Origin of the sequence: Spirillospora sp. NPDC048823 (genome assembly GCF_043198445.1) — a bacterium.
Taxonomy (GTDB): Bacteria; Actinomycetota; Actinomycetes; order Streptosporangiales; family Streptosporangiaceae; genus Spirillospora.
In genome coordinates this window covers 1-23,144 of the sequence record NZ_JBICUT010000010.1, presented here as the reverse complement: position 1 = coordinate 23,144, position 23,144 = coordinate 1, and the positions used below count along the sequence as shown (strand labels likewise).

General features: G+C 72.4%; 21 protein-coding genes. 16 read left to right on the top strand and 5 right to left on the bottom strand.

The window, feature by feature from the left end; translation table 11 throughout:
- The first annotated feature begins 60 nt into the window (after positions 1-60).
- Positions 61-813 carry an IclR family transcriptional regulator gene (locus tag ACGFK0_RS22645; RefSeq protein WP_392907675.1) on the top strand — a complete coding sequence of 251 codons (753 nt, stop codon included), beginning with the start codon at positions 61-63 and terminating at the stop codon, positions 811-813.
- Here ACGFK0_RS22645 and ACGFK0_RS22640 read toward each other — a convergent pair.
- Positions 810-3,665, bottom strand: a complete 2,856-nt coding sequence (locus tag ACGFK0_RS22640; protein WP_392907672.1) for an FAD-binding and (Fe-S)-binding domain-containing protein — start codon at positions 3,663-3,665, stop codon at positions 810-812. The two genes, ACGFK0_RS22645 and ACGFK0_RS22640, sit on opposite strands and share 4 nt — an antisense overlap.
- Before the next feature lie 289 nt (positions 3,666-3,954).
- On the opposite strand from ACGFK0_RS22640, the gene ACGFK0_RS22635 reads away from it, so the two are divergent.
- The 6 genes from ACGFK0_RS22635 to ACGFK0_RS22610 all read left to right on the top strand — a co-directional run bounded on the left by ACGFK0_RS22635 (position 3,955) and on the right by ACGFK0_RS22610 (position 13,343).
- Complete coding sequence (locus ACGFK0_RS22635; protein WP_392907669.1) at positions 3,955-5,217, top strand: MFS transporter; 1,263 nt, start codon at positions 3,955-3,957, stop codon at positions 5,215-5,217.
- A gap of 84 nt (positions 5,218-5,301) precedes the next feature.
- A complete protein-coding gene (locus ACGFK0_RS22630; protein ID WP_392907667.1) occupies positions 5,302-9,003 on the top strand; it encodes a nitrate reductase subunit alpha in 3,702 nt (1,233 codons plus the stop codon).
- A 9-nt stretch (positions 9,004-9,012) separates the two neighbouring features.
- Entirely contained in the window at positions 9,013-10,749 is a 1,737-nt protein-coding gene (gene narH, locus ACGFK0_RS22625) for a nitrate reductase subunit beta (protein ID WP_392908262.1), read from the top strand.
- Positions 10,746-11,462 (top strand): nitrate reductase molybdenum cofactor assembly chaperone, encoded by a 717-nt coding sequence (gene narJ, locus ACGFK0_RS22620; RefSeq protein WP_392907664.1) that lies wholly within the window; start codon positions 10,746-10,748, stop codon positions 11,460-11,462. The genes narH and narJ overlap by 4 nt, the downstream gene beginning before the upstream one ends.
- Positions 11,459-12,232 (top strand): respiratory nitrate reductase subunit gamma, encoded by a 774-nt coding sequence (gene narI, locus ACGFK0_RS22615; RefSeq protein WP_392907662.1) that lies wholly within the window; start codon positions 11,459-11,461, stop codon positions 12,230-12,232. The genes narJ and narI overlap by 4 nt, the downstream gene beginning before the upstream one ends.
- A gap of 100 nt (positions 12,233-12,332) precedes the next feature.
- Positions 12,333-13,343 carry an Acg family FMN-binding oxidoreductase gene (locus ACGFK0_RS22610; RefSeq protein ID WP_392907660.1) on the top strand — a complete coding sequence of 337 codons (1,011 nt, stop codon included), beginning with the start codon at positions 12,333-12,335 and terminating at the stop codon, positions 13,341-13,343.
- Here ACGFK0_RS22610 and ACGFK0_RS22605 read toward each other — a convergent pair.
- Positions 13,340-13,777: a pyridoxamine 5'-phosphate oxidase family protein gene (locus tag ACGFK0_RS22605; protein ID WP_392907657.1), complete on the bottom strand. Its 438-nt coding sequence runs from the start codon at positions 13,775-13,777 to the stop codon at positions 13,340-13,342. The two genes, ACGFK0_RS22610 and ACGFK0_RS22605, sit on opposite strands and share 4 nt — an antisense overlap.
- Positions 13,778-13,931: 154 nt before the next feature.
- On the opposite strand from ACGFK0_RS22605, the gene ACGFK0_RS22600 reads away from it, so the two are divergent.
- The 9 genes from ACGFK0_RS22600 to ACGFK0_RS22560 all read left to right on the top strand — a co-directional run bounded on the left by ACGFK0_RS22600 (position 13,932) and on the right by ACGFK0_RS22560 (position 20,807).
- Positions 13,932-14,321, top strand: a complete 390-nt coding sequence (locus tag ACGFK0_RS22600) for a hypothetical protein (RefSeq protein ID WP_392907655.1) — start codon at positions 13,932-13,934, stop codon at positions 14,319-14,321.
- Positions 14,322-14,485: 164 nt separating this feature from the next.
- Positions 14,486-14,926: a DUF732 domain-containing protein gene (locus ACGFK0_RS22595; RefSeq protein ID WP_392907653.1), complete on the top strand. Its 441-nt coding sequence runs from the start codon at positions 14,486-14,488 to the stop codon at positions 14,924-14,926.
- A 157-nt stretch (positions 14,927-15,083) separates the two neighbouring features.
- Positions 15,084-15,971, top strand: coding sequence for a Gfo/Idh/MocA family protein (locus tag ACGFK0_RS22590; RefSeq protein ID WP_392907651.1), 888 nt, complete (start codon positions 15,084-15,086; stop codon positions 15,969-15,971).
- Between the two features lie 20 nt (positions 15,972-15,991).
- Positions 15,992-16,384: a rhodanese-like domain-containing protein gene (locus ACGFK0_RS22585; RefSeq protein ID WP_392907649.1), complete on the top strand. Its 393-nt coding sequence runs from the start codon at positions 15,992-15,994 to the stop codon at positions 16,382-16,384.
- Positions 16,381-16,905 (top strand): NADPH-dependent FMN reductase, encoded by a 525-nt coding sequence (locus ACGFK0_RS22580; RefSeq protein ID WP_392907647.1) that lies wholly within the window; start codon positions 16,381-16,383, stop codon positions 16,903-16,905. The genes ACGFK0_RS22585 and ACGFK0_RS22580 overlap by 4 nt, the downstream gene beginning before the upstream one ends.
- Before the next feature lie 283 nt (positions 16,906-17,188).
- On the top strand, positions 17,189-17,896 hold the full coding sequence (locus tag ACGFK0_RS22575; RefSeq protein ID WP_392907644.1) for a hypothetical protein: 708 nt from the start codon (positions 17,189-17,191) through the stop codon (positions 17,894-17,896).
- 394 nt (positions 17,897-18,290) lie between these two features.
- Entirely contained in the window at positions 18,291-19,271 is a 981-nt protein-coding gene (locus ACGFK0_RS22570; RefSeq protein WP_392907641.1) for an NAD-dependent epimerase/dehydratase family protein, read from the top strand.
- The gene (locus tag ACGFK0_RS22565; protein WP_392907638.1) at positions 19,259-19,759 is read left to right on the top strand and encodes a metallophosphoesterase family protein; all 501 of its coding nucleotides are present in this window, start codon (positions 19,259-19,261) and stop codon (positions 19,757-19,759) included. Before ACGFK0_RS22570 ends, ACGFK0_RS22565 begins: the two co-directional genes overlap by 13 nt.
- Positions 19,760-19,973: 214 nt before the next feature.
- Complete coding sequence (locus ACGFK0_RS22560; RefSeq protein ID WP_392907636.1) at positions 19,974-20,807, top strand: crotonase/enoyl-CoA hydratase family protein; 834 nt, start codon at positions 19,974-19,976, stop codon at positions 20,805-20,807.
- Between the two features lie 24 nt (positions 20,808-20,831).
- Here the strand turns inward: ACGFK0_RS22560 and ACGFK0_RS22555 are convergent, their stop codons facing one another.
- From ACGFK0_RS22555 to ACGFK0_RS22545, 3 genes are all read right to left on the bottom strand, one after another.
- Positions 20,832-21,689, bottom strand: coding sequence for a patatin-like phospholipase family protein (locus ACGFK0_RS22555; protein ID WP_392907634.1), 858 nt, complete (start codon positions 21,687-21,689; stop codon positions 20,832-20,834).
- A gap of 137 nt (positions 21,690-21,826) precedes the next feature.
- Positions 21,827-22,312, bottom strand: a complete 486-nt coding sequence (locus ACGFK0_RS22550) for a DUF2752 domain-containing protein (protein WP_392907632.1) — start codon at positions 22,310-22,312, stop codon at positions 21,827-21,829.
- Between the two features lie 13 nt (positions 22,313-22,325).
- The gene (locus ACGFK0_RS22545) at positions 22,326-22,610 is read right to left on the bottom strand and encodes a CD225/dispanin family protein (RefSeq protein WP_392907630.1); all 285 of its coding nucleotides are present in this window, start codon (positions 22,608-22,610) and stop codon (positions 22,326-22,328) included.
- Between the last annotated feature and the right edge of the window lie 534 nt (positions 22,611-23,144).

Below are 23,144 nucleotides of genomic sequence, written 5' to 3'. Positions count from 1 at the left end.
GGGGCCCCGCGGGCAACGCCGCCGTCCCGCGTGGTGGGACGGCTCTTCTACATTGGGGCCATGTCGTCCGACGACACCTTCCTGCGCCGCGCCGTCGCGGTGCTGACCGCCTTCCGCGCGGACGACGACGGCCTCGGCGCAGCCGAGCTCGCCCGCCGCAGCGGCCTGCCCCGGTCGACGGCGCACCGCATCGCCGCCGACCTCGTCGAGGCCGGCCTGCTGGAACGGCAGGGCACGCGGGTCCGGCTCGGCCTGAAGCTGTTCGAGATCGGGCAGCGGGTGCCGCGCCAGCGGGTCCTGCGGGACGCGGCCGTCCCCTACATGTCGGACCTGCGGGAGGCGACCCGGCAGACCGTCCACCTCGCGGTACTGGAGGGCGGAGAGGTCGTCTACGTGGAGATCCTCGGCTCGTCCGGCGGGCCCCGGCTGCCGTCCCAGGTGGGCGGCCGCCTGCCCGCGCACGTCACCGGCGTCGGCAAGGCGATCCTGGCGTTCTCGCCGCCGGAGGTGGTGAAGGCCGTCCTGGACGCGGGTCTGGTCAAGACCAGCGAACGCAGCGTCGTCGCGCCGGGGCTGCTGGTGAGGGAACTGGAGACGATCCACCGCGAGGGCGTCGCCTACGACCGGGAGGAGTCCGGCCACGGCATCGTCTGCGCGGCCAGCCCCGTCCTCGGCCCCGACGGCCTGGTCCTCGGCGCCCTGTCGGTGTCGGGGTGGTCGAGCCGGATGCGCCTGGCCGCGGTCGCCCCCGCCGTCCACACCGCCGCCCTCACCCTGTCCCGCACCCTCGGCCAGCGGCAGCGCGGCGGCTAGGGCAGGTGGCGGGCCAGCAGTTGCGCGAGGTGCTCGCCGTCGCGTCCGGCCAGCTCGCGGAGCTGGGTGCGGCAGCTGAAGCCGTCGGCGAGGACGACCTCGTCCTCCCCGGTCCTCCGCACCGCCGGGAGCAGCTGGTACTCGGCGACGGCGACGGACACGTCGTGATGGCCCTTCTCGACGCCGAAGTTGCCCGCGAGCCCGCAGCAGTTCCCGAGCCTGCCGACGTCGGCGCCCGCCCGCTCGAGCAGCGCGGCGTCCTTCGTCCAGCCCATGACGGCGTGGTGGTGGCAGTGCGGCTGCGCGATCCCGGTGACCTCCGACAAGTCGGGCGGCGTCCAGTCGCCGGTCTCGGCGAGCAGCTCGGCGAGGGTGCGCGTCGCGGCCGCCACCTCGCGCGCCGCGGCGGCGTCCACGCCCCTCAGCAGCTCCTCCGCGTCGGACCTGAGCACACCCGTGCAGGACGGCTCCATCCCGACGACCTTCGCGCCGCGCCGGACGTGGGGGAGCAGCGCGTGCACGGTGCGGCGGACCTGCGCGCGGGCGCCGTCCAGCTGCCCGGTCGAGATCCACGTGATCCCGCAGCACACGGGACGTTCGGTGACGGTGACCCGGTATCCGGCGTGCTCCAGCACCTTCACCGTGGCCTTGCCGACGTCCGGTGAGAACGCGTCGGTGAAGCTGTCCACGAACAGGACGACGTCACCGTGGCGTCCCTGCTCCTCGCGATGGGGCACGGCGCTCGGACGCGACGCGAACCAGCGCCGGAACGTCACGGGGGCGAAGGCGGGCAGCGTGCGCCGCCGGTCGATGCCCGCGCTCCAGGCGACCAGCGGCCTCAGCAGCGGCGCCCGCATCCCGGCGTTCGCGACCTTGATCATCGCGGGGGCGCGGCCGAGCAGCCGCGTCCAGCGGGGCAGCCACCCCAGCGCATAGTGGGCGCGCGGCCGGACCCTCCGCCGGTACCTGCGGTGCAGCGCCTCCGCCTTGTAGGACGCCATGTCGATGCCGGTCGGGCAGTCGGACGCGCACCCCTTGCAGGAAAGACACAGGTCGAGCACATCGTGCAGGGCGTCGGACTTCCAGCCGTCCGGGCCGAGCTTCCCGCTGACGACCTCCTGCAGCACCCGGGACCGCCCGCGCGTGGAGTCCTTCTCCTCCCGGGTCGCCAGATACGACGGGCACATGACGCCGCCCGACGCGGTGTTGTCGGCGCGGCACTTGCCCACCCCCGTGCACCGGTGGACGGCCCGCGACAGGTCGCCGCGGTCGTCGCGGTGGGCGAGCCCCAGGCCGCGCGTCAGCGGGACGGCCTGCACCGCGCGCAGATCGGCGTCCACGGGCGCCGGACGGACGATGATGCCCGGATTGAGCACGTCATCGGGATCGAAGACGTCCTTGACGGCCGAGCACAGCGCCAGCGCCTCGGCCGAGTACATGTGCGGCAGCAGCTCACTGCGGGCCCGCCCGTCGCCGTGCTCCCCGGACATGGTGCCGCCGTGCCGGGCCGCCAGCGCCGCCGCCTCGCCCAGGAAATCGCGGAAGACCGCCCGCCCATCGGTGCGCCCGAACGGGAAGTCGATGCGGACGTGGATGCAGCCGTCCCCGAAATGCCCGTACGGGACGCCGAAGAGCCCGTACTCGCCCAGCAGCGCCTCGAACTCGCGCAGGTACACGCCCAGCCGCTCCGGCGGCACCGCGGCGTCCTCCCACCCGGCATGGGCCTGCTCGCCCTCGGGCGTCCGCGCCACGAGTCCCGACCCGTCCTCGCGGATCCGCCACAGCGCGTCGGCGAGCGCCATGTCCTCGACCAGCATCGAATCGACGCACCCGGACTCGCCGGCGACCTTCTGAGCCGCACTCCGCAACGCCCTCGCCTCGGCCCCGGCGAGTTCCACGAGCAGCCACCCCGACCCGCGCGGCAGCGGCGGCACGGCGTCGGCTCCCCGCCGCTCCCGCACGACGCCGGTGATCCGCGAATCGAGCCCCTCGCACGCCACCGGCCCGTGCGGCAGGATCGCCGGGACGGCGTCGGCGGCCTCCGCCATCGACCCGAACCCGAGGACGGCCAGCAGCCGGCGTTCGGGCTCGCGCACCATCCGGACCCGCGCCGCCAGCGTCAGCGCGAGCGTCCCCTCGCTGCCGACCAGGGCCCGCGCGACGTCGAAGCCCTTCTCCGGAAGCAGATGCTCAAGGGAGTAGCCGGAGACCTGCCGGCCGAACCGCCCGAACTCCGTCCGGATCAGGGCGAGGTCGTCGCCGACCAGCCCCCGCAGCCGCTCGAGCAGCGCGGACTCTCCGCCGCCGCCGGGCACGTCCCCGAGCCTCAGCCGCTCGCCGGAACCGGTGACGACGTCCAGGCCGAGCACGTTGTCGCTCGTCCGCCCGTATCCGAGCGCCCGCGACCCGCAGGCGTTGTTGCCGATCATGCCGCCGAGCGTGGCCCGCGTCCGCGTGGACGGATCGGGCCCGAACCGCAGCCCGTGCCGCGCCGCCACCTGATGCAGCCGCGCCTGCACGATCCCCGGCTCGACCAGCGCCGTCCCCGCGTCCGGGTCGATCTCCAGCACCCGGTTCAGGTGCCGGCTCACGTCCGCCACCACACCGGCCCCGACCGCGTTGCCCGCGATGGACGTCCCGCCGCCGCGCATCGTCAGCGGCACCCCGAACTCCCGGCACACCCCGAGCACCGCCGGCAGCTCGCCCGCCTCCCGCGGCGTCACCACGACCTGCGGCGGCACCCGGTACAGCGAGGCGTCCGACGAGTACATCGACCGCGCGAGCGCCGAATCGTCGACCCCGCTCACCCCGGCCCGCCGCAGCGCCCCCACCAGTTCGCGATGACCGCTCAAGCCGCCGCCTCCGTCTCCTGGGGCCGTGCCGCCGGGACCCCGCGATCGCCTCATGATGGACGGTGATAACGGTAGGTCATGGCCGCGCGAGCCATGCGGCGGCCGTGCCCGCATGTCGTTCCGCGGAGCTCATCCGGCGGGTGGGGGCCGGGCATCGAAACCTCCTTCCGTTTTCCGGGACGAAGGTCCCTATCTGGGGATGTGAGCGTCGGCCAGGGTGATAACCGACGGAAGCCGATCATGGTTACGTGGTCGGCCTCGGGGAAGATGCAACGGAAATTGGGCTGCTATGACGGAAGTGGTGCGTGACGTGACGGAGACGCGCCGGGACGCCGGGCGAGGTCCGGCCGGGCCGGGACGCGGCGGAGACGGCGGCCGGCCGATGGTCATGCTGGCGGTGGCCACCCTCGGGTTCGCGGTGAACTTCTGGGCGTGGGCGCTGCTCAGCCCCCTCGCCCCCCGTTTCCTCGAAGAGCTGGCGCTGACGTCGTTCCAGCAGTCGCTGCTCGTGGCCGTGCCCGTGGTGGTGGGATCGCTGGGGCGGATCCCGGTGGGGGCGCTGACCGACAGGTTCGGCGGCCGGGTGATGTTCCCGGTGCTGTCCCTCATCACGATCGTCCCCGTCCTGTATCTGGGGCTGGCCGGGCAGTCGGCACTGTCGTCGCTCCTCGTGGGCGGGTTCTTCCTCGGCATCGGCGGCACCGTGTTCGCCGTCGGGATCCCGTACGTCAACGGGTGGTTCCCCCCCGAGCGGCGCGGGCTGGCGCTCGGGATCTTCGGCGCCGGGATGGGCGGCACCGCCATCAGCGCGCTGACCACCGTGCAACTCGCGGACGCGGGCGGCGCCGCGACCCCGTTCCTGCTGACGGCCGCGCTGCTCGCGGTGTACGCGGTGGTGGCGTGGTTCGTCCTGCGGGAGGCGCCGGGGCGCACGGCGCCGGCGGGGTCGCTGGCCAAGCGGCTGGCGGCGACGGCACGGCTCGGCGTCACATGGCAGATGGCGGCGCTGTACGCGGTGGTGTTCGGCGGATACGTGGCGTTCTCGGTGTACCTGCCCACGTACCTGAAGGCGGAGTACGGGCTCTCACAGGCGGACGCGGCGGCCCGGATGGGCGGGTTCGTGGTGCTGGCGGTGCTGATGCGCCCCCTCGGCGGCTGGCTGTCGGACCGGGTCGGCGCGGTCACGGTGATGATCGGCTCCCTGAGCCTGACCGCGGCGGGCGCGGTGCTCCAATCGTTCGCTCCGGCGCTGATGCCGCTCGGCACGATCGCCTTCCTGTCCATGGCCGCCGCTCTCGGCGCCGGTACCGGTGCGACGTTCGCGCTGGTCGGGCAGCTCGCCCCGGCGAACAAGGTCGGTGCGGTCACCGGGGTGGTCGGCGCCGCGGGCGGTCTGGGAGGATTCGTTCCGCCGCTGGTGATGGGGGCCCTCTGGGGCAGCCTCGGGTCCTACCGGATCGGCCTGCTGCTGCTCGCGATCGTGGCGGCGTCGGCCGGGCTGTTCACCGCGACGGTCGTCCGGCGCGAGGTGGCGACGCGCCAGGACACCTGAAATGGCACCTTCCGTCGGAGGTGGACGGAATGATGCGCCTCGCAGTGGTTTGTCCCCAATGATGTGGAAGAAAGGGATTCGAGCGTGAGTTCGACCAAGGGGCGGCCAGGCTTGGACGGGCCGCTGGAAGAGGCGCTGGTGGGGACCCGCAGGTTCTTCACCCGCGCCCGCGTATCGCCCGACCTGCGCACGATGACCAAGGCGGGCGGGCGGGAGGCCGACGCCTTCTACCGGGACCGCTGGTCGCACGACAAGGTGGTGCGTTCCACGCACGGGGTGAACTGCACCGGGTCCTGCTCGTGGAAGGTGTACGTCAAGGACGGCATCATCACCTGGGAGGCGCAGCAGACCGACTACCCGTCGGTGGGCCCGGACCGGCCGGAGTACGAGCCGCGCGGCTGCCCGCGCGGCGCCTCGTTCTCCTGGTACACCTACTCGCCCACCCGGGTTCGGTACCCGTACGTCCGCGGCGTCCTGCTGGAGATGTACCGGGAGGCCAAGGCCCGGACGGGCGACCCCGTGGAGGCGTGGCGGGAGATCGTCTCCGACCCGGAGAAGGCCCGCACGTACAAGGCGGCGCGCGGCCGCGGCGGGCTGGTGCGGGCGACGTGGGACGAGGCGACGGAGATGGTCGCCGCCGCCCACGTGCACACGATCGCCGAGCACGGGCCGGACCGCATCGCCGGGTTCTCCCCGATCCCCGCGATGTCGATGGTGTCGCACGCGTCCGGTTCGCGGTTCATGTCGCTGATCGGCGGGACGATGCTGTCGTTCTACGACTGGTACGCCGACCTGCCCGTCGCGTCCCCGCAGGTGTTCGGCGACCAGACCGACGTCCCCGAGTCGGGGGACTGGTGGGACGCCGGATACCTGATCATGTGGGGATCCAACGTGCCGGTGACGCGCACCCCCGACGCGCACTGGATGACCGAGGCCCGCTACCGGGGCCAGAAGGTCGTGGCGGTCTCCCCGGACTACGCCGACAACGTCAAGTTCGCCGACGAGTGGCTCGCCGCTCAGCCCGGCACGGACGGCGCCCTCGCGATGGCGATGGGGCACGTCGTCCTCAAGGAGTTCTTCGTCGACCGGCAGGTCCCGTACTTCACCGACTACGTCAAGCGCTACAGCGACCTGCCGTTCCTGGTGCGCGTGGAGAAGCGCGGCGACGGGTACGTGCCGTCCAAGTTCCTCACCGCGGCCGACCTGCCGGGCGCCGAGGCCGGCTCCGAGAACGCCGCGTTCAAGACCGTGATCCTGGACGCGAACACCGGGCATCCGCTCGTCCCGAACGGGTCGCTCGGCTTCCGGTACGGCGAGTCGGGCGAGGGCAAGTGGAACCTCGACCTCGGCGACGCCGACCCGATGCTGTCCCTCGACGGCGGCGAGGGCGGCGAGGCCGTGGAGGTCGAGCTGGCCCGCTTCGACGCCCCCGACGGCTCGCCGGGGACGCTGCGGCGGGGCGTACCCGTCCGGAACGTGGGCGGCCACCTGGTCACGACCGTCTTCGACCTGCTGCTCGCCCAGTACGGGGTGGGACGCGACGGGCTGCCCGGCTCGTGGCCGTCCGGGTACGACGACGCGTCGGAGCCGTGCACCCCGGCGTGGCAAGAGGGCATCACGGGCGTTCCGGCGCAGGCCGCCGAGCGCATCGGACGCGAGTTCGCCGCGAACGCCGAGGAGTCCCGCGGCCGCTCGATGATCATCATGGGGGCGGGCACCAACCACTGGTTCCACTCCGACACGATCTACCGGGCCTTCCTCGCGCTGACGACGCTGACCGGCTGCCAGGGCGTGAACGGCGGCGGCTGGGCGCACTACGTCGGGCAGGAGAAGGTCCGCCCGATCACCGGGTGGGCGCAGCTCGCGGGCGCGCTCGACTGGGGGCGGCCGCCGCGCCAGATGATCGGCACCGCGTACTGGTACCTGCACACCGACCAGTTCCGCTACGACCAGTTCGGCGCCGACACCCTGTCCGCGGCGACGGGCGGCGGGCAGCTGGCCGGGCGGACCACCGCCGACACCATCGCGCAGGCGGCGCGGCTGGGCTGGATGCCGTCCTACCCCACGTTCGACCGCAACCCCCTGGACCTGGCCGACGAGGCGGAGGCGGCCGGCAAGCAGGCCGGCGACCACGTCGTCGACGAGCTGAAGGCGGGACGGCTGAAGTTCGCCTGCCAGGACCCCGACGCCCCGGAGAACTTCCCCCGCGTCCTGACGGTCTGGCGGGCCAACCTGCTCGGCTCGTCCGCCAAGGGCAACGAGTACTTCCTCAAGCACCTGCTCGGCACCGACAACGCCGTCCGCGCGGCCGAGACCGCACCGGAGGACCGTCCCAAGGAGGTCGTCTGGCACGACGAGGCCCCGGCCGGCAAGCTCGACATGCTGCTGTCGCTGGACTTCCGGATGACCAGCACCACGATCTATTCCGACGTCGTCCTGCCGGCGGCGACCTGGTACGAGAAGCACGACCTCAACACCACCGACATGCACCCGTTCGTGCACTCGTTCAACCCGGCGATCTCGCCGCCGTGGCAGACCCGCAGCGACTGGCGGGCGTTCCAGGACATCGCGGTCGCGTTCAGCCGGCTCGCCGGGCGGCACCTGGGCGTCCGCAAGGACCTCGTCGCGGTGCCGCTGCTGCACGACACCCCGGACGAGATGGCCACGCCGCACGGGCGCGTCGCCGACTGGGCGAAGGGCGAGTGCGAGCCGGTGCCCGGCGTGACGCTGCCGAAGCTCGTGACGGTGGAGCGCGACTACGCCGCGGTCGCCGCGAAGATGATGGCGCTCGGCCCGCTCGCAGAGCGGCTCGGCGGGACCACCAAGGGCGTCACGTTCGACTTCGGACGCGAGGTCGAGTACCTGCGGCAGAAGAACGGCGTCGTGCGGGGCGGCCCGGCGGACGGCCGGCCTTCGCTGAAACGCGACGTGGAGGCCTGCGAGACGATCCTCGCGCTGTCCGGCACGACGAACGGGCATCTGGCCACGCAGGGTTTCCGGGCCGTGGAGAAACGCACCGGCACCCGGCTCGCCGACCTCGCCGCCGAGCACGAGGGCAAGCAGATCACGTTCGCCGACACCCAGGCCCGTCCCGTCCCGGTCATCACCTCACCGGAGTGGTCGGGGTCGGAGAGCGGCGGGCGCCGCTACTCCCCGTTCACCATCAACGTCGAGCGCCTCAAGCCGTGGCACACGCTCACCGGCCGGCAGCACTTCTACCTCGACCACGACTGGATGGAGGAGATCGGCGAGCAGATGCCGACGTTCCGGCCGCCGCTCAACATGACCGCGCTGTTCGGCGAGCCGCAGGTGGGGGAGACGGGCGAGCTGGGGCTGGCCGTCCGGTACCTCACTCCGCACAACAAGTGGTCGATCCACTCCGAGTACCAGGACAACCTGTTCATGCTGTCGCTGTCGCGCGGCGGCCCGGTGATCTGGATGAGCGGCGTGGACGCGGAGAAGATCGGCGTCCGCGACAACGACTGGATCGAGGCCGTCAACCGCAACGGCGTCGTCGTCGCCCGCGCGATCGTGTCCCACCGGATGCCGGAGGGCACGGTGTACATGTACCACGCGCAGGACCGGCTGATCGACGTCCCGCGCTCGGAGACGTCCGGCCGCCGCGGCGGCATCCACAACTCCCTGACCCGGCTGCTGATCAAGCCGAGCCATCTCATCGGCGGGTACGCGCAACTGTCGTTCGCGTTCAACTATCTCGGCCCGACCGGCAACCAGCGCGACGAGGTCACCGTGATCCGCCGCCGTTCCCAGGAGGTGACCTACTAGGTGCGCGTCATGGCCCAGATGTCGATGGTGATGAACCTCGACAAGTGCATCGGCTGCCACACCTGCTCGGTCACCTGCAAGCAGGCGTGGACCAACCGCAGCGGTGTCGAGTACGTGTGGTTCAACAACGTCGAGACCCGTCCCGGGCAGGGCTACCCCCGCCAGTACGAGGACCAGGAGCGCTGGAAGGGCGGCTGGACGCTCAACCGGGCCGGCCGCCTCACGCTCAAGGGCGGCGGCCGGTTCCGCAAGCTGCTGACGATCTTCGCGAACCCGAAGCTGCCCGGCATCAGCGACTACTACGAGCCCTGGACCTACGACTACGAGAACCTGACCAACGCCCCGCTCCAGGAGCACACCCCGGTGGCGCGGCCGAAGTCGCTGCTGTCCGGCAAGGACATGCAGATCACGTGGTCGGCGAACTGGGACGACGACCTCGGCGGGTCGATCGAGCACGGAGACAAGGACGTCCTGCTCAAGGACATCTCCGACAAGGTGAAGATGGAGTTCGACCAGACCTTCATGTTCTACCTGCCGCGGATCTGCGAGCACTGCCTCAACCCGAGCTGCGCCGCGTCCTGCCCGTCCGGCGCGATCTACAAGCGGACCGAGGACGGCATCGTCCTCGTCGACCAGGACAAATGCCGCGGCTGGCGGATGTGCGTGTCGGGCTGCCCGTACAAGAAGATGTACTTCAACCACCGGACCGGCAAGGCCGAGAAGTGCACGTTCTGCTTCCCGCGCATCGAGGTCGGCCTCCCCACCGTGTGCGCGGAGACGTGCGTGGGGCGGCTCCGCTACATCGGCCTGGTCCTCTACGACGCCGACAAGGTGCTGGAGGCCGCGTCGACGCCCGAGGACACCGACCTGTACGAGGCGCAGCGCAGCGTGTTCCTCGACCCGAACGACCCGCAGGTCATCGCGGCGGCCGAGCGGGACGGCATCCCCACCGACTGGATCGAGGCCGCGCAGCGGTCCCCGATCCACGCGCTGATCAACACCTACAAGGTGGCGCTGCCGCTGCACCCGGAGTACCGGACGATGCCGATGGTCTGGTACATCCCGCCGCTGTCGCCGGTCGTGGACGTCGTCCGCGACACCGGCCACGACGCCGAGGACCCCGGGAACCTGTTCGCGGCGATCGACGCGCTGCGCATCCCCGTCGAGTACCTGGCGGAGCTGTTCACCGCCGGGGACACCGCCCCGGTCGACGCCGTCCTGCGCCGGCTGGCCGCGATGCGGTCCTACATGCGCGACCTCAATCTGGGCCGCGACGCCGACGACTCCATCCCCGAGAGCGTCGGGATGACCGGCGAGGACATGTACGACATGTACCGGCTGCTGGCGCTCGCCAAGTACGACGAGCGGTACGTGATCCCGACGGCGCACGCCGAGCAGGCGCACGGCCTGGAGGAGCTCGCCACCGACTGCAGCCTGAACTACGAGGGCGGACCCGGCATGGGCGGCTCCGGCATGGGCGGCGGCTCGGGCCCGTTCGGTGAGGGGTCCGGCGGCCCCAACCCGGTCGCCGTGGAGAACTTCCAGATGCTCCAGCAGCGCCAGACCGCCGACAACCCCGTCGACCCGGAGAACAAGAGCCAGCGCGTCAACCTGCTCAACTGGGACGGCAAGGGCGCCCCGGCAGGGCTGTTCCCCAAGTCCAAGGACGGGGCGGAGGGACCGGGGCCGGACGGCACCAACCCGCCCGCCGACTCCGGCGACGCCGAAACGGAGCCCAAGCCGTGAGACTCAACTCAGCCAAGCTCAAACCGGCCGGTCTCAAACCGGGGCGCAGGCCGGGGCTCAGCGAGACCGAGGCGGCCACGGCCTGGCAGGTCGCGTCGCTGCTGCTCGGCTACCCCGACGCCGAGCTGCTGGAGCGGCGCCCGCTGCTGCGCCGGGCCGCCGAGGGGCTGCCCGAGTCCGCCGGGGCGCCGCTCGCCGGCTTCCTCGACCATCTGGACGCGACACCGCTGCCGGACCTGGAGGCCGACTACGTCGCCACGTTCGACCACCGCAGGCGCTGCTGCCTCTACCTGAGCTACTACGCCTACGGCGACACCCGCAAGCGGGGCATGGCCCTGCTGCGGTTCAAGCAGGCGTACGAGGCGGCCGGGCTCGTCCTGGAGGACGGGGAACTGCCCGACCATCTGGCCGTGGTGCTGGAGTTCGCCGCGACGGGAGACTTCCGGGAGGGGCGGCGGCTGCTGCTGGAGCACCGCGCCGGCCTGGAGCTGCTGCGTCTCGCGCTCACCGAGGCCGGGTCGCCGTGGCTGGCGATCCTGGACGCGGTCTCGGCGACGCTGCCGCCGCTGACCGGCCGCACCGAGGACGCCGTCGCCCGCCTCGTCGCCGAGGGGCCGCCCGAGGAGGAGGTCGGCCTCGCGCCCTACGGAAGCGACGCGACGGCCTCCGGTCCCGTCTTCCTGCCCGATCCGGTCCTGGAGGCCCGTTCATGACCAGTCAGCTGCCCGTCCTCGCCGCGGAGAACGGCGGCGAACCGGGCGTCGCCGGCATCCTGCTGTGGGTGGCCCTGCCGTACGTCACCATCGCGGTGTTCGTCCTGGGGCACATCTGGCGGTACCGCTACGACAAGTTCGGCTGGACGACCCGTTCGTCGCAGCTGTACGAGCGGCGGCTGCTGCGCATCGGGAGCCCGCTGTTCCATTTCGGGATCCTCGTCGTGGCGCTCGGCCACGTCGGCGGGCTGGTGATTCCCGACGGCTGGACGGAGGCCGTCGGCGTCACCGAGCACATGTACCACATCGTCGCCGTCGTCCTCGGAACCATCGCCGGGTTCTGCACCCTGGCGGGCCTTGCGATCCTCATCTACCGGCGCCGGACCGTCGGCCCCGTGTTCGCCGCGACGACCCGCAACGACAAGATGATGTACGCGGTGCTGGCGCTGACCATCCTGCTCGGGCTGGCCGCGACCGTGGCCGCCAACATCGTCGGCGGCGGCTACAACTACCGGGAGACGGTGTCGCCGTGGTTCCGGTCGGTCTTCTACCTGCGGCCGGACCCGGACCTGATGACCGGCGTGCCGATCCTGTTCCAGCTGCACGCGCTGAGTGCGCTGGTGCTGTTCGGCATCTGGCCGTTCACGCGGCTCGTGCACATGCTCACCGCACCGCTCGGTTACCTGACCCGCCCCTACATCGTGTACCGCAGCCGCGACGAGCAGCTGGGCATGCACCGGCCGCGCCGCGGCTGGGAGCGGATCGGCTGAACCCTGTAGCCGAATGGTCCTGCCCGGAAGCGGACTTTCGGCCCTGTTCCGGGCGGTTCGCCCGGGGAAGGCTGGAAGCGCAGACCGGGAAGGAGTGATCATGCGAACCACACCGATGGAATCCGAGCGTGTCGCGGCCGACGTCCGGCGCGCCGTCGAGGACGCGATCTGGGCGCCCTCCGTGCACAACACCCAGCCGTGGCGGTTCGGGGTGCGCGGCGCCCGGATCACCTTGCGCGCCGACCCCGACCGCCGGCTGGGCGTCGCCGATCCGATGGGCCGGGAGATGCTGATCAGCTGCGGCGCCGCGCTCTACACGCTGCGGCTGTCGCTGCGCATGCTGGGGTACGACCCGGTGGTCCACCTGCTGCCCGACCCGGACCGGCCGCACCTGCTCGCCGACGTCGACCTGCGCCCCGGGGAGCCCGCGGACGCCGCCGTCGAGCTGGAGCACGCGCAGATCCGGCGGCGGCACAGCCACCGGGGCGGGTTCCTGCCCGATCCCGTCCCCGCCGGGGTGCAGAGCCTGCTGCGGCACGCCGCCGAGCGGGAGGGGGCCAGGCTCGTCCAGGCGGTCGACGCCAACGTCAAGGGCGCGCTGGCCGCCCTGACCGACGCCGCCGAGCACATCCAGCGCCGTTCGCCCGCCTACGCCACCGAGATCGCCCGGTGGGCGCCCGCGCCCGGGACGTCCCGCAGGGACGGCGTCCAGGAGGGCGCCTACCCGCAGCGGACCCCGCAGACCGCGCCGTACTTCCCCGCCCGCGACTTCGCGCGCGGCCAGGGCTGGGGCACCGAGCCCGACCCCGACGACGGGACGGCGCGGAGCGGGCTCGTCGTGCTGCTGGTCTCCGGCGGCGACACGCCCGCCCACTGGCTGAAGTCCGGCCAGGCGCTCCAGCGCGTCCTGCTGCGCGCCGCCGAGCACGGCCTGTCGGCCGCCTATCACACCCAGGCGCTCCAGATTCCGGACCTGCGGGCGTTCATCCGCACCCAGTTCTGCGCCGACGCCGACCCGCAACTGCTGCTGCGGCTCGGGGCCGTGGAAGGCGAGGGGCGGTCCAGCGTCCGCCGTCCCGTCGAGGAGGTCCTGACCGGCGAACCGGGCTAGCCGGCACCGGCGGCGTCACTACCGGCGGCGCCGCCGACCCGGCGGCCGGTGATGAGCTCGGGGCGGATGCGGATGAAGTGGTCGCGTTCGCCCGGTGCCCACGTGTGCAGCGGCAGGGCCTCCAGCCCGGCGACGGCGGCGGGATCGGCGACGTGCCGGGCGCGCCCGACGGCGACCACCGACCAGCCCGTCCTCGCACCGGTGTCGAACTCGTCGATCTCGAACGCGACGACGGTGTCGGTGGCGGCGGTGGCCAGCCTCGACTTGCGCGACGTCCTGATCACGATGTCGCCGTCGCTGAACGCGAAGTTGACCGGCTGGATGGCCGGAAGCGCCTGATGGGTGAAGACGATCCGCCCGATCGCGGCCCGGGCTAGTAGGTCACGGCACTCGTCCTCGTCGAGGATCTCGAGCCCGCTCTGGTCGAGCTTCATTCGTCCAGCCTGGGGCACCGGCGGGCGGAAGCGTTAGGGACCAAGGTCCCTTTCCGGGCAACCCGCGGGGTGGTGCGCGATCCGGCCGGGGCAGGCGGTAGCGTCCCGGTGAACCGATCCCGATCAACGTCCGGTCCGTCCAGGGAGGCACTCCGTGCTCGAGGTCACCACCGCCGATGTGCGGCTCTTCCTTCACGTGCTCGCCGCGACGATCTGGGTCGGCGGGCAGATCACGCTCGGCGCGCTCGTCCCGGCGCTGCGCGGCTTCGAGGGCGTCACCAAGGTCGCCGCCCGCCGGTACAACATGGTCGCCTGGCCCGCGTTCGCCGTCCTGGTCCTCACCGGTGTCTGGAACATCACCGCGGGCGACATGGGCGACGCGGCGCAGCGCACGCTGGAGGTGAAGCTCGTCTTCGTCCTCCTGTCGGGAGTGGCGGCGTTCCTGCACACCCGCGCCGGTTCCAAGGCGGGCCTGGCCGTCTGGGGGGCACTCGGCGCGGTGGGTGCCCTGGCCGCCCTGTTCTTCGGCGTCCAACTCGGCTGAGTGCACCCGGTTTGCCTTAAAGTATCCCGTAATGTCCGGGACTTTCGTCCCTGCCGGTGATGGCGCGGCCACGCGCATACTGGTGTCGTTGGCCCCGCCCAGCGGCGAGGGATGGGCGAGACCTTGCCCGGCTCTCCCTCGCAGCCGCCCATCGGGGGGACGACATGAGGCAGATCATCATCGTCGCGGCCGCCGCGCTGATCGCCGCGGTCCTGGCGATCGCCGGCGCGGTCGCGTTCATGGAGCTGAACCCGGGGGAGACGCGCGACGCCGGACGGGTCGGCGAGACCCGGACGTCGGCGCCGCCCGCTCAGGAACCGGAGCAGAGGCGGGCGCCGCCCGAGACGCGGCCCACCGTCACCGTCACCGAACCCCGGAACCCGGCCCCGGCGCAGCCCGACCACGGCTCCGCCGACGCGAACTTCCTGGCGCTGATCGCCGCCGACGGCATCACGGCCCCGGACGGCTGGGCGATCGAGGCGGGGCGGGCGACCTGCGGCCTGGACTACGCGTCCGCGCGCGGCTACCTGACCGACGGCGGTCTCTACGACCACCACGTCCAGGTGTTCCTCGACGACTGGATGATCACGCACGGCGGCTGCTGACGCCGGCCGCGGCCCGGCCCGACGAGATCGTCCGGTGGACGGAGTTCGACCGCGCGGCGGCCACTTCGCCGCCCTGGAGCAGCCCGGCCTGCTCGTGGCCGACATCAGGGACTTCTTCCGTGAACTGACCGACGGGTAGATCGTCTAGGTTTGCCCCATGAGCGATTCTGTTGCGGTGGGGCTGGTCGGGGCGGGCCCCTGGGCCGGGATGGTGCACGCACCGACGCTGGCGGCGGGGCCGTCCACCCGGCTCGCCGGGGTGTGGGCCCGGCGGCCGGAGGCGTCCGCCGAACTGGCCGGCAGGCACGGCGCGCCCTCGTTCGAGCGGATCGAGGACCTGTTCGACGCCTGCGAGGCCGTGGCGTTCTCCGTCCCGCCGGACGTCCAGGCCGAGCTCGCCGCGCGGGCCGCCCGCGCGGGCAAGGCCGTCCTGCTGGAAAAGCCCCTCGCCATGGACCTCGACGGCGCCCGCCGGGTGGCCGGCGCCATCGCCGAGGCGGGCGTCGTCTCCCAGATGGTCTTCACCCTGCGCTACTCGCGCGCCGCCCGAGCCTTCCTCGGCCGGGTCCGCGACCTCGACCCGTTCGGCGGCTACGGCTCGTTCGTCTCCTCGGTGCTGAGCGGCGGGCCGTTCGCCACTCCGTGGCGGCTGGAGAAGGGCGCGCTGCTCGACCTCGGCCCCCACATCGTCGACCTGCTGGACGCCTCGCTCGGCCGGGTCGCCGGCGTCCGCGCGCACGGCGACCCCCTCGGCTGGCTGGGCCTGACGCTGGAGCACGAGGGCGGCGCGGTCAGCCAGGCCTCGGTCTCGATGGCGGGGACGGGGGAGCTGCCGCCCGCCCACGTCGAGGTGTACGGGCGGGAGGGACACGCCCGGCTCGACTGGTCCGAACTCGGCGACGACGCGTTCGCGACCATGGTCGCGGAGTTCGCCGGTGCGGTGCGTGGCGAGCCCGGCGAGCCCGGCGGCACCCTCGACGCCGCGCACGGCCTGCGGATCCAGGAGATCCTCGCCTCCGCCGAGGCGCAGCTCGCGGCGCGATGACGTCTGCCATGCTGGATGCCATGGCTCGTACGATCGATGAGATCCTCGCCGACGCGCGCGTCCGGCTGGAACGCCTCGACCCCGGTCAGGCCCACGCCGAGACGCGGGACGGCGCGCTGCTGGTCGACATCCGGCCCGCGGCCCAGCGCGCGGACGAGGGCGAGGTGCCCGGCGCGCTGATCGTGGAACGCAACGTCCTCGAATGGCGCCTCGACCCGGTGTCCGCCGCCCGCCTCCCCGTGGCGACCGGCCACGACCTGCGCGTCATCGTGCTCTGCTCGGAGGGCTACACCTCCAGCCTCGCCGCCGCGTCCCTGCACGACCTCGGCCTCACCCGCGCCACCGACGTCGTCGGCGGGTTCCGGGCGTGGCGGGCCGCGGGCCTGCCGACGACCGGGGGATCGGGCGCATGAGCACCGTCGTGCTGGCGGGCAACCCGCGGCCGAAGTCGCGCACCCTCGGGGCGGCGCTCCAGGCCGCCGAGGCGGTCGACGAGCGGATCGGGGTCACCACCGACGCCGCGACCGTCGACCTGTCGGTGCTGGCGCCCGACCTGCTGAGCGCTGTCCCGCCGCCCGGCGTGCAGCACGCCCTGGACACCGTCGGCGGCGCGGACGTCCTCATCGTCGCGAGCCCGACCTACAAGGCCACCTACACCGGCCTGCTGAAGGTGTTCCTCGACCGTTTCGGCGCAGGCTCGCTGGCGTCCGCGGCCGCCCTCCCCCTCATGGTGATGGGCGACCCCAGGCACCACCTCGCCGTGGAGACGCATCTGCGGCCGCTCCTCGTCGAACTGGGCGCGAACGTCCCGACCCCCGGCCTGGCGCTGCTCGAATCGCAGCTCGCCGACGCCGAGGACATCATCGGGGCCTGGGCCGACCGCGTCGCCCCGCAGGTGGCCGGCTTCCTCGCGAACAGGTCCGCCATCACCTGACCGGCCGCGAGGGCCCGCCATTTCCTGGGCTTTTCTCCTAGTGCGTTCGGTCGATTTCACAGAGTGAGTTCACGTTCGGTTTAGTGATTTCCTCCGCCACTTTGACGAAATATTATAAGACGTGAATCAATTTCTGATCGGGTCTTTGTTTCTCCGGATCACTCGGGTACAAACAGGTTGTATTCCGCGCGGTCATGTCTCCCCGCTCACCGCGCGAAAAGGGGGCCGTGTGCGGGCCTGCCGCACACGGAAGCACAAAGGCCTCTCCCGAGGAGGAGACCCCGTGAAAGCTCCCATCAGACTCGCCGCTCCGGTGGTGGCCGCGTCCGCCGCGCTGGCCCTGGCGGCGGGCACCGCGTCCGCCGCCACCACCACCGTCCGCGAGGAGACCGCCGCCGGAGCGCCCTACTCCGGAAACTGGCAGGTCTCCACGGTCGGGCCGCTCAACTTCTCCGTCGACTTCATGGGCTCGGAGGTGACCGGGTCGTGTGAGAGCGCGACGCTGCAGGGCACCGTCGTGCCCACGGGCGCCGGCGAGCTGACCGCGGCGTCGATCGGCGCCTGCGAGACCTCCAACGGGCTCAGCTCGCCCGCGACCGACCTCGACCTGAGCGAACTGCCCGACAAGAGCGGCCAGGTCGCCCACGACCCGGTCGACGGCGGACGCGACGGCACGCTGACCATCAACGCCGGCCTCAACTTCAAGATCGAAGGCAAGATCCTCGGCTTCACCGTCACCTGCTACTACGGCTTCCAGACCGGCGACGCCCCCGGGCTCGCCTTCGACGTCTACAACCGCGACAACCCGAACCGGCCACTTCCCGGTCTCGACGACGCGCAGGGTGCGGCGGACGACATCACGCTCGTCCGGCAGTCGGGCAGCAGTTTCCTCTGCCCGTCCAACGGCACCGGCAGCGGCGCCGCCATCGCCCGCGGTGAGAGCACCCCCGGCTCCGGCGTCTTCGACCGCAAGCTCTACCTGACCCCGTAACGCCCCGGCCACCCCGCGGAGAAAAGGGAAAGGCGGCCGGGCCCCGGGGCCGGTGCAAGGGAGTGATCATCCTCCTCGGGGCCCGGCCGCCCCCTCTTCCCCCGCGATGCTGGGTCGCCGTGTCGGAACGACCGGGGGCGTACGGCCGGAATCCTTCTGGACGAACGCGAGGGAATCCGAGCGTAACTCCGCAGCTCAGCGCACGGTAATGACAGCATGCTTACAGTTGTTTCCCACCGGTGTCCGAATCCCCGCGTGGCAAAATCACTCGCCTCGCGACGTTGATGTGGCCTGAATCACGTCCCGGTACGTCACGACCGGCGCCCCTGACCCGTCCTGATGCCGAACCGTCGTTTCCCGGCGACGCCGCCGGGACGGATCAGGGGAGGTCGTCATGCGAGTTCTCGTCGCCGGGTCCACCGGGGTCATCGGGCGCCGGCTCGTCCCGCTGCTGGAGGCCGTCGGGCACGAGGTGACCGGCCTGTCCCGCACCCGCCGCCCGGCCACCGCCGGACGCACCGTGACCGCCGACGCGCTCGACCGGGACGCGCTGACCGGCGCCGTCGCGGACGCCGCGCCGGACGCGGTCGTCAACCTGCTCACCGCGATCCCCGCCGCGCCCGACCCGAGGCGCCTGGCCCGCGACTTCGCGGCCACCAACCGGCTCCGCACCGAAGGCGCCCGCAACCTGTACGCCGCGGCCGCGCAGGCCGGCGTCACCCGCGTCCTCGCGGAGGGCCTCGCCTACGCCTACCAGCCGGGGGACGGCCTGGCCGACGAGGACGCCCCCCTCTGGACCGGCCGGACGCCCCGGCAGTTCACCCCCGTCCTCGCCGCCCTCATCGAACTCGAACGGCTGACCGCCGAGGCCGGGGGACTGGTCCTGCGGTTCGGCCACCTGTACGGGCCGGGCTCCGCCTTCGCCGGGGACGGGGCGTTCACGGCCCAGGTCCGCGCCGGCAAGCTGCCCGTGGTCGGCGGCGGGACCTCCACCCTGTCGTTCACCCACGCCGACGACGCCGCGACAGCCCTCGTCGCCGCGCTCGACAAGGACCTGACCGGCGTCCTGAACGTCGTGGACGACACACCCGTCACCATGGCCGAGTTCCTGCCCGCATTCGCCCGCACACTCGACGCCCCCGCGCCCGGACGCGTCCCCGCCGCCCGCGCCCGGCTCGCCGTCGGCGGCTGGGGCGTCGCGTACATGAACGAGCTGCGCGGAGCCCGCAACTCCCGAGCCCGGCTCCGCCTCGACTGGCGCCCCCGGCACGCGTCCTGGGCGGACGGCTTCCAGCCGGGCCGCGAACGGACGGGCGCCGACCCCGCCCGCCCGTCTCCGGCCCGACCGACGTGTACGGGACGATGGGAGGTGTGAAAGCGGTGGCCATCTCCGACACCCACGCGCCCCGGCGCTGGAAGGCGTGCCCGCCGCAGGTGGCCGCGCACCTGCGGGACGCCGACGTGATCCTGCACGCCGGCGACGTGTGCGTCGCCTCCGTCCTCGACGAGCTGGCCGAATACGCGCCCGTCCACGCCGTCCTCGGCAACAACGACGGACCGGACGTCGCCGCGTGGGGCGCCCCCGAACGCCTCGAACTCGACCTCGGCGGCCTCGCGGTCGCCATGGTCCACGACAGCGGCCAGGCCCGCGGCCGGACCGCACGGATGCGCCGCTGGTTCCCCGGCGCCGAACTCGTCGTCTTCGGGCATTCGCACATCCCGCTGGACGAGACCGGCGACGGAGTCCGCATCTTCAACCCGGGATCGCCCACCGACCGGCGCCGCCAGCCCCACGGCACCCTCGGCCTCCTCGACATCCAGGCCGGCCGGCTCGCCGACGCGAGAATCGTTCCCGTCACCTGACCGCAGTCCCGCGAGAATGCGTGAATGGACGCTGCACCGAATGCGCCGAACTCGCGTCCGCCATCACTCCGGCGCCCATCGACGCGCCCACCGCCGCTCCCGGGCCCGCCCTGCGCGCCTTCCAGAGAACCCGAGGTGACGCGGCCCTCGACTGGCTGCGGCGGCGCATGGAATCGTCACCCTGAGAAGATCGCCGACAGATGAGGACCCCGGCATGACCGACCGCGTGACCGTGCACGTCCACGACGGAGTCGCCGACGTGCGGCTCAACCGCCCCGACAAGCTGAACGCCCTCGACATCGCCACGTTCGAGGCGCTCGCCGAGGCCGGGGAGACGGTCGGCGCGGACCCGGCCGTCCGGGCCGTGGTCCTGTCCGGCGAGGGCCGCGCGTTCTGCGCCGGGCTCGACTTCGCCAACTTCGCCGCCATGGCCGGTGACTCCGCCGCCGGCGAGGGCAGCGCCCGGTTCCGGCGGCTGGCGCGCGACATCACCGCCCGCGAACCGGGACGCATCACCAACCTCGGCCAGCAGGCCGTGCACACCTGGCGGGAGATGCCGCAGCCCGTCATCGCCGCCGTCCACGGCCACGCCCTCGGCGGCGGCCTGCAGATCGCGCTCGGCGCCGACATCCGCATCGTCGCCCCCGACGCGAAACTGTCGGTCCTGGAGATCCGCTGGGGCCTGGTGCCCGACATGACGGGAACCGCCGCCCTGATCCGTCTCATCGGTGAGGACGTCGCGAAGGAACTCACCTTCACCGGCCGCATGATCAGCGGCGAGGAGGCCGCCCGCATCGGCCTCGCCACCCGCACCGCCGCCGACCCGCACGCCGCCGCCACCGAGCTCGCCCGGGAGATCGCCGGCCACAGCCCCGACGCCGTCCGCGGCGCGAAACGCCTGCTCAACCGCGCGTCGGACGACGACCTGGCCGGCCAGTACCTCGAAGAGTCACGGACGCTCGGCGAACTGCGCGGCACCCCCAACCAGGTCGAGGCCGTCCGCGCCTACTTCGAGAAGCGCCCGCCGGCCTACACCGACCCGGCCTGACTCCGCCTGCCGGCGATGTGACGGCTACGAGCCGTCCGGTACGTCCGGGCCCCAGAACCGGGCGATGCCCGCGGCCAGCGCCAGGCCCTGCTTGACCCCGGCGTCCGCCGCCGGTGTACGGGTGGACGGGGACAGCGGGTCGGTGCCGAACGCCTCCAGCGACGCGCCGTCCGGATTGATCACCTCGACGCGCCCGCCCCGGTCGTTCACCACGGCGATGTCCGCGTCCAGCCCCGGGTCGCCCATCGGAGCGATGACCAGCACACGTTCGTGGCCGGCGGCGAGGTCGGCGTTGTTCACCGACCGCACGCCGCCGTCCACGTACCGGACGGCGTCGATCGTCACCGGCGGCCAGATCATCGGGACGGCGCAGCTCGCCGCGACCGCGTCCACGAGCCCGACGCCCGAGTCGCGGTCGAAGACCCGCAGATCACCCGTCAGGGCGTTCACCGCCGTCACCTTCAGGGCCCGGGACGGCCACTCGTGACTGGGCAGCCGCCCCTCGATCACCGCCCGCCGCTCGGCCTCCGCGACGGTGCCGGCGGCCAGCGCCCGCGCACCGAGCGCCCGCCTGACCAAGGCGGGATCGTCGTTCTCCTCGGCGAGCCGCATCCAGATCTCCGCGACCTCGGCGACGGACACGCCGCCGGACGGAACCAGCTCGCGGTTCTGCAACGCCGGGTCCGCCTGCCGCGCGAGCAGCTCCCCGATCGGCAGGCCGCTCCCGAGCTGCGCGCCCACCGCTGCGCCGGCCGATGTGCCGACCAGCAGATCGGCCTCGGTCACGTCCGTCCCCTCCTGGGCGAGCCCGGCGATGACGCCGGTCAGCCACGCGATGCCCGCGACACCGCCACCGCCGAGAACCAGGGCACGTCCGTTCACCGGCGACCTCCGGGCGAGTACCCGCCCACAGGCGGGACGACGTGGATGCGCACAAGGTGCGGGAGTGTCACCAGGAAGATTCCGCGTTTCACCCGGGAGAGCGTAAAGGGGCCTGGTTCGGTCCCCGTCGGCCGGGGTCAGGCTGCGAGGAAGGAACCGAACGGCAGGTTCCGCACCAGCCAGAAGAGGAGGACCGCTCCGAAGAACGCCCAGATGAACGCCGGGTGAGCCGCCTTCGTGCGGGTGGGGCGGTCCTGGACCAGGGCCCTCGCCCACCGGAACCAGAAGAACGCCAGTACCGGGACCATCGTCACAGCGAAGACGTTCAGCCCCAGCGCGTCATCGACGCGACCGTGCGCGAGGGCGTGGATGGTCCGCATCGCGCCGCAGCCCGGGCACTGCAAGCCGGTCAGCGACAGGAACGGGCAGGTCGGATAGTGACCTTCCTCATTCGGATCGACCGCGCCGATGTAGGAGACGACCACGGCGGTGAGGACCAGGACACCGCCCGGCCGGAGCAGCCGGACCGCCACCGCGGCCGCGGAACGGCCGCGGTGGCCGCTCCGCCGCCCGGTGGGTGGCCCGCCCGGCAGAACCAGGGCGGACCGGCGCTCACTCGTCATGACTCGGGAGCCGTCAACTCGCGAGGGACAACTGGATGACGAAGGAGATGATGCCGCCGATGACACCGACGACCGCGGCCACGATGGCCCAGGTCTTCGCGTTGCCGGACGCCTTCATGGCGCCGGCCTGGTCACCGGACTGCCACTTGGAGTTGACCTGCGCGGCGAAGACGATGGACACGACCCCCGCGGGCAGGCAGCAGAAGATCGTCGAGAGGATCGCCCACACCAGGTGGTTGGGGGGCGGGCCGCCGGCGCCGTAGGCGTTCGGCGGCGGGGGAGCGGGCGGGTAAGCCATGGTCGTACCTCCGTGCATATGGGCTGGGTAATCCAAGAAGATAGATGGTTACCAGGCCCGGTGGGTTCCCGCCTAGACCGACCGTTCGTCTCGATGTGGAGCCCACGGCCCTCCGAGTTGACGTGGCCGCCCTGATACCCGTAGGTTAGCCCCTCGTCCCCACACGGATGCAGGACGCCCGCACGGCGGCCGGCCGACACCGGGGAAACCATCACGAACCAGCCGACACGGCTTCGCCGTGCCCGGCGAGCTGTGATGGGTCGGAAAAGGTCGGTTTTGACAATCGGGCCGGATCTGATGAAATAGCTTCACCGCCTGGAAGGTGCCGCGCAAGCGGCAGTGGAAGGGCGTTATCGGAAAAGGGCTGAAATTGACAGTCCGCCCGGATCCGGTAAAGTAAGACGAGTCGCCCCGAGGCTGGGGCCCGCGGAAGCGGGTCCGGCGCGGTGGGTGTCCGTTTCTTGAGAACTCAACAGCGTGTTAAAAGCCAGTGCCTTTATCGGTTCGGTCGTTATTTGGCCGGGCCGCCCCGTG

Excerpts from the sequence above, each read along its gene's own strand:
- narI (WP_392907662.1), top strand. The coding sequence starts at position 11,459 with ATGACCAGTCAGCTGCCCGTCCTCGCCGCGGAGAACGGCGGCGAACCG.
- ACGFK0_RS22605 (WP_392907657.1), bottom strand. The coding sequence starts at position 13,777 with ATGAAGCTCGACCAGAGCGGGCTCGAGATCCTCGACGAGGACGAGTGC.
- ACGFK0_RS22635 (WP_392907669.1), top strand. The coding sequence starts at position 3,955 with ATGACGGAAGTGGTGCGTGACGTGACGGAGACGCGCCGGGACGCCGGG.
- narH (WP_392908262.1), top strand. The coding sequence starts at position 9,013 with ATGGCCCAGATGTCGATGGTGATGAACCTCGACAAGTGCATCGGCTGC.
- ACGFK0_RS22570 (WP_392907641.1), top strand. The coding sequence starts at position 18,291 with ATGCGAGTTCTCGTCGCCGGGTCCACCGGGGTCATCGGGCGCCGGCTC.
- ACGFK0_RS22545 (WP_392907630.1), bottom strand. The coding sequence starts at position 22,610 with ATGGCTTACCCGCCCGCTCCCCCGCCGCCGAACGCCTACGGCGCCGGC.
- ACGFK0_RS22645 (WP_392907675.1), top strand. The coding sequence starts at position 61 with ATGTCGTCCGACGACACCTTCCTGCGCCGCGCCGTCGCGGTGCTGACC.
- ACGFK0_RS22565 (WP_392907638.1), top strand. The coding sequence starts at position 19,259 with ATGGGAGGTGTGAAAGCGGTGGCCATCTCCGACACCCACGCGCCCCGG.
- ACGFK0_RS22550 (WP_392907632.1), bottom strand. The coding sequence starts at position 22,312 with ATGACGAGTGAGCGCCGGTCCGCCCTGGTTCTGCCGGGCGGGCCACCC.
- ACGFK0_RS22585 (WP_392907649.1), top strand. The coding sequence starts at position 15,992 with ATGGCTCGTACGATCGATGAGATCCTCGCCGACGCGCGCGTCCGGCTG.
- ACGFK0_RS22595 (WP_392907653.1), top strand. The coding sequence starts at position 14,486 with ATGAGGCAGATCATCATCGTCGCGGCCGCCGCGCTGATCGCCGCGGTC.
- ACGFK0_RS22580 (WP_392907647.1), top strand. The coding sequence starts at position 16,381 with ATGAGCACCGTCGTGCTGGCGGGCAACCCGCGGCCGAAGTCGCGCACC.
- ACGFK0_RS22590 (WP_392907651.1), top strand. The coding sequence starts at position 15,084 with ATGAGCGATTCTGTTGCGGTGGGGCTGGTCGGGGCGGGCCCCTGGGCC.
- ACGFK0_RS22610 (WP_392907660.1), top strand. The coding sequence starts at position 12,333 with ATGCGAACCACACCGATGGAATCCGAGCGTGTCGCGGCCGACGTCCGG.
- ACGFK0_RS22560 (WP_392907636.1), top strand. The coding sequence starts at position 19,974 with ATGACCGACCGCGTGACCGTGCACGTCCACGACGGAGTCGCCGACGTG.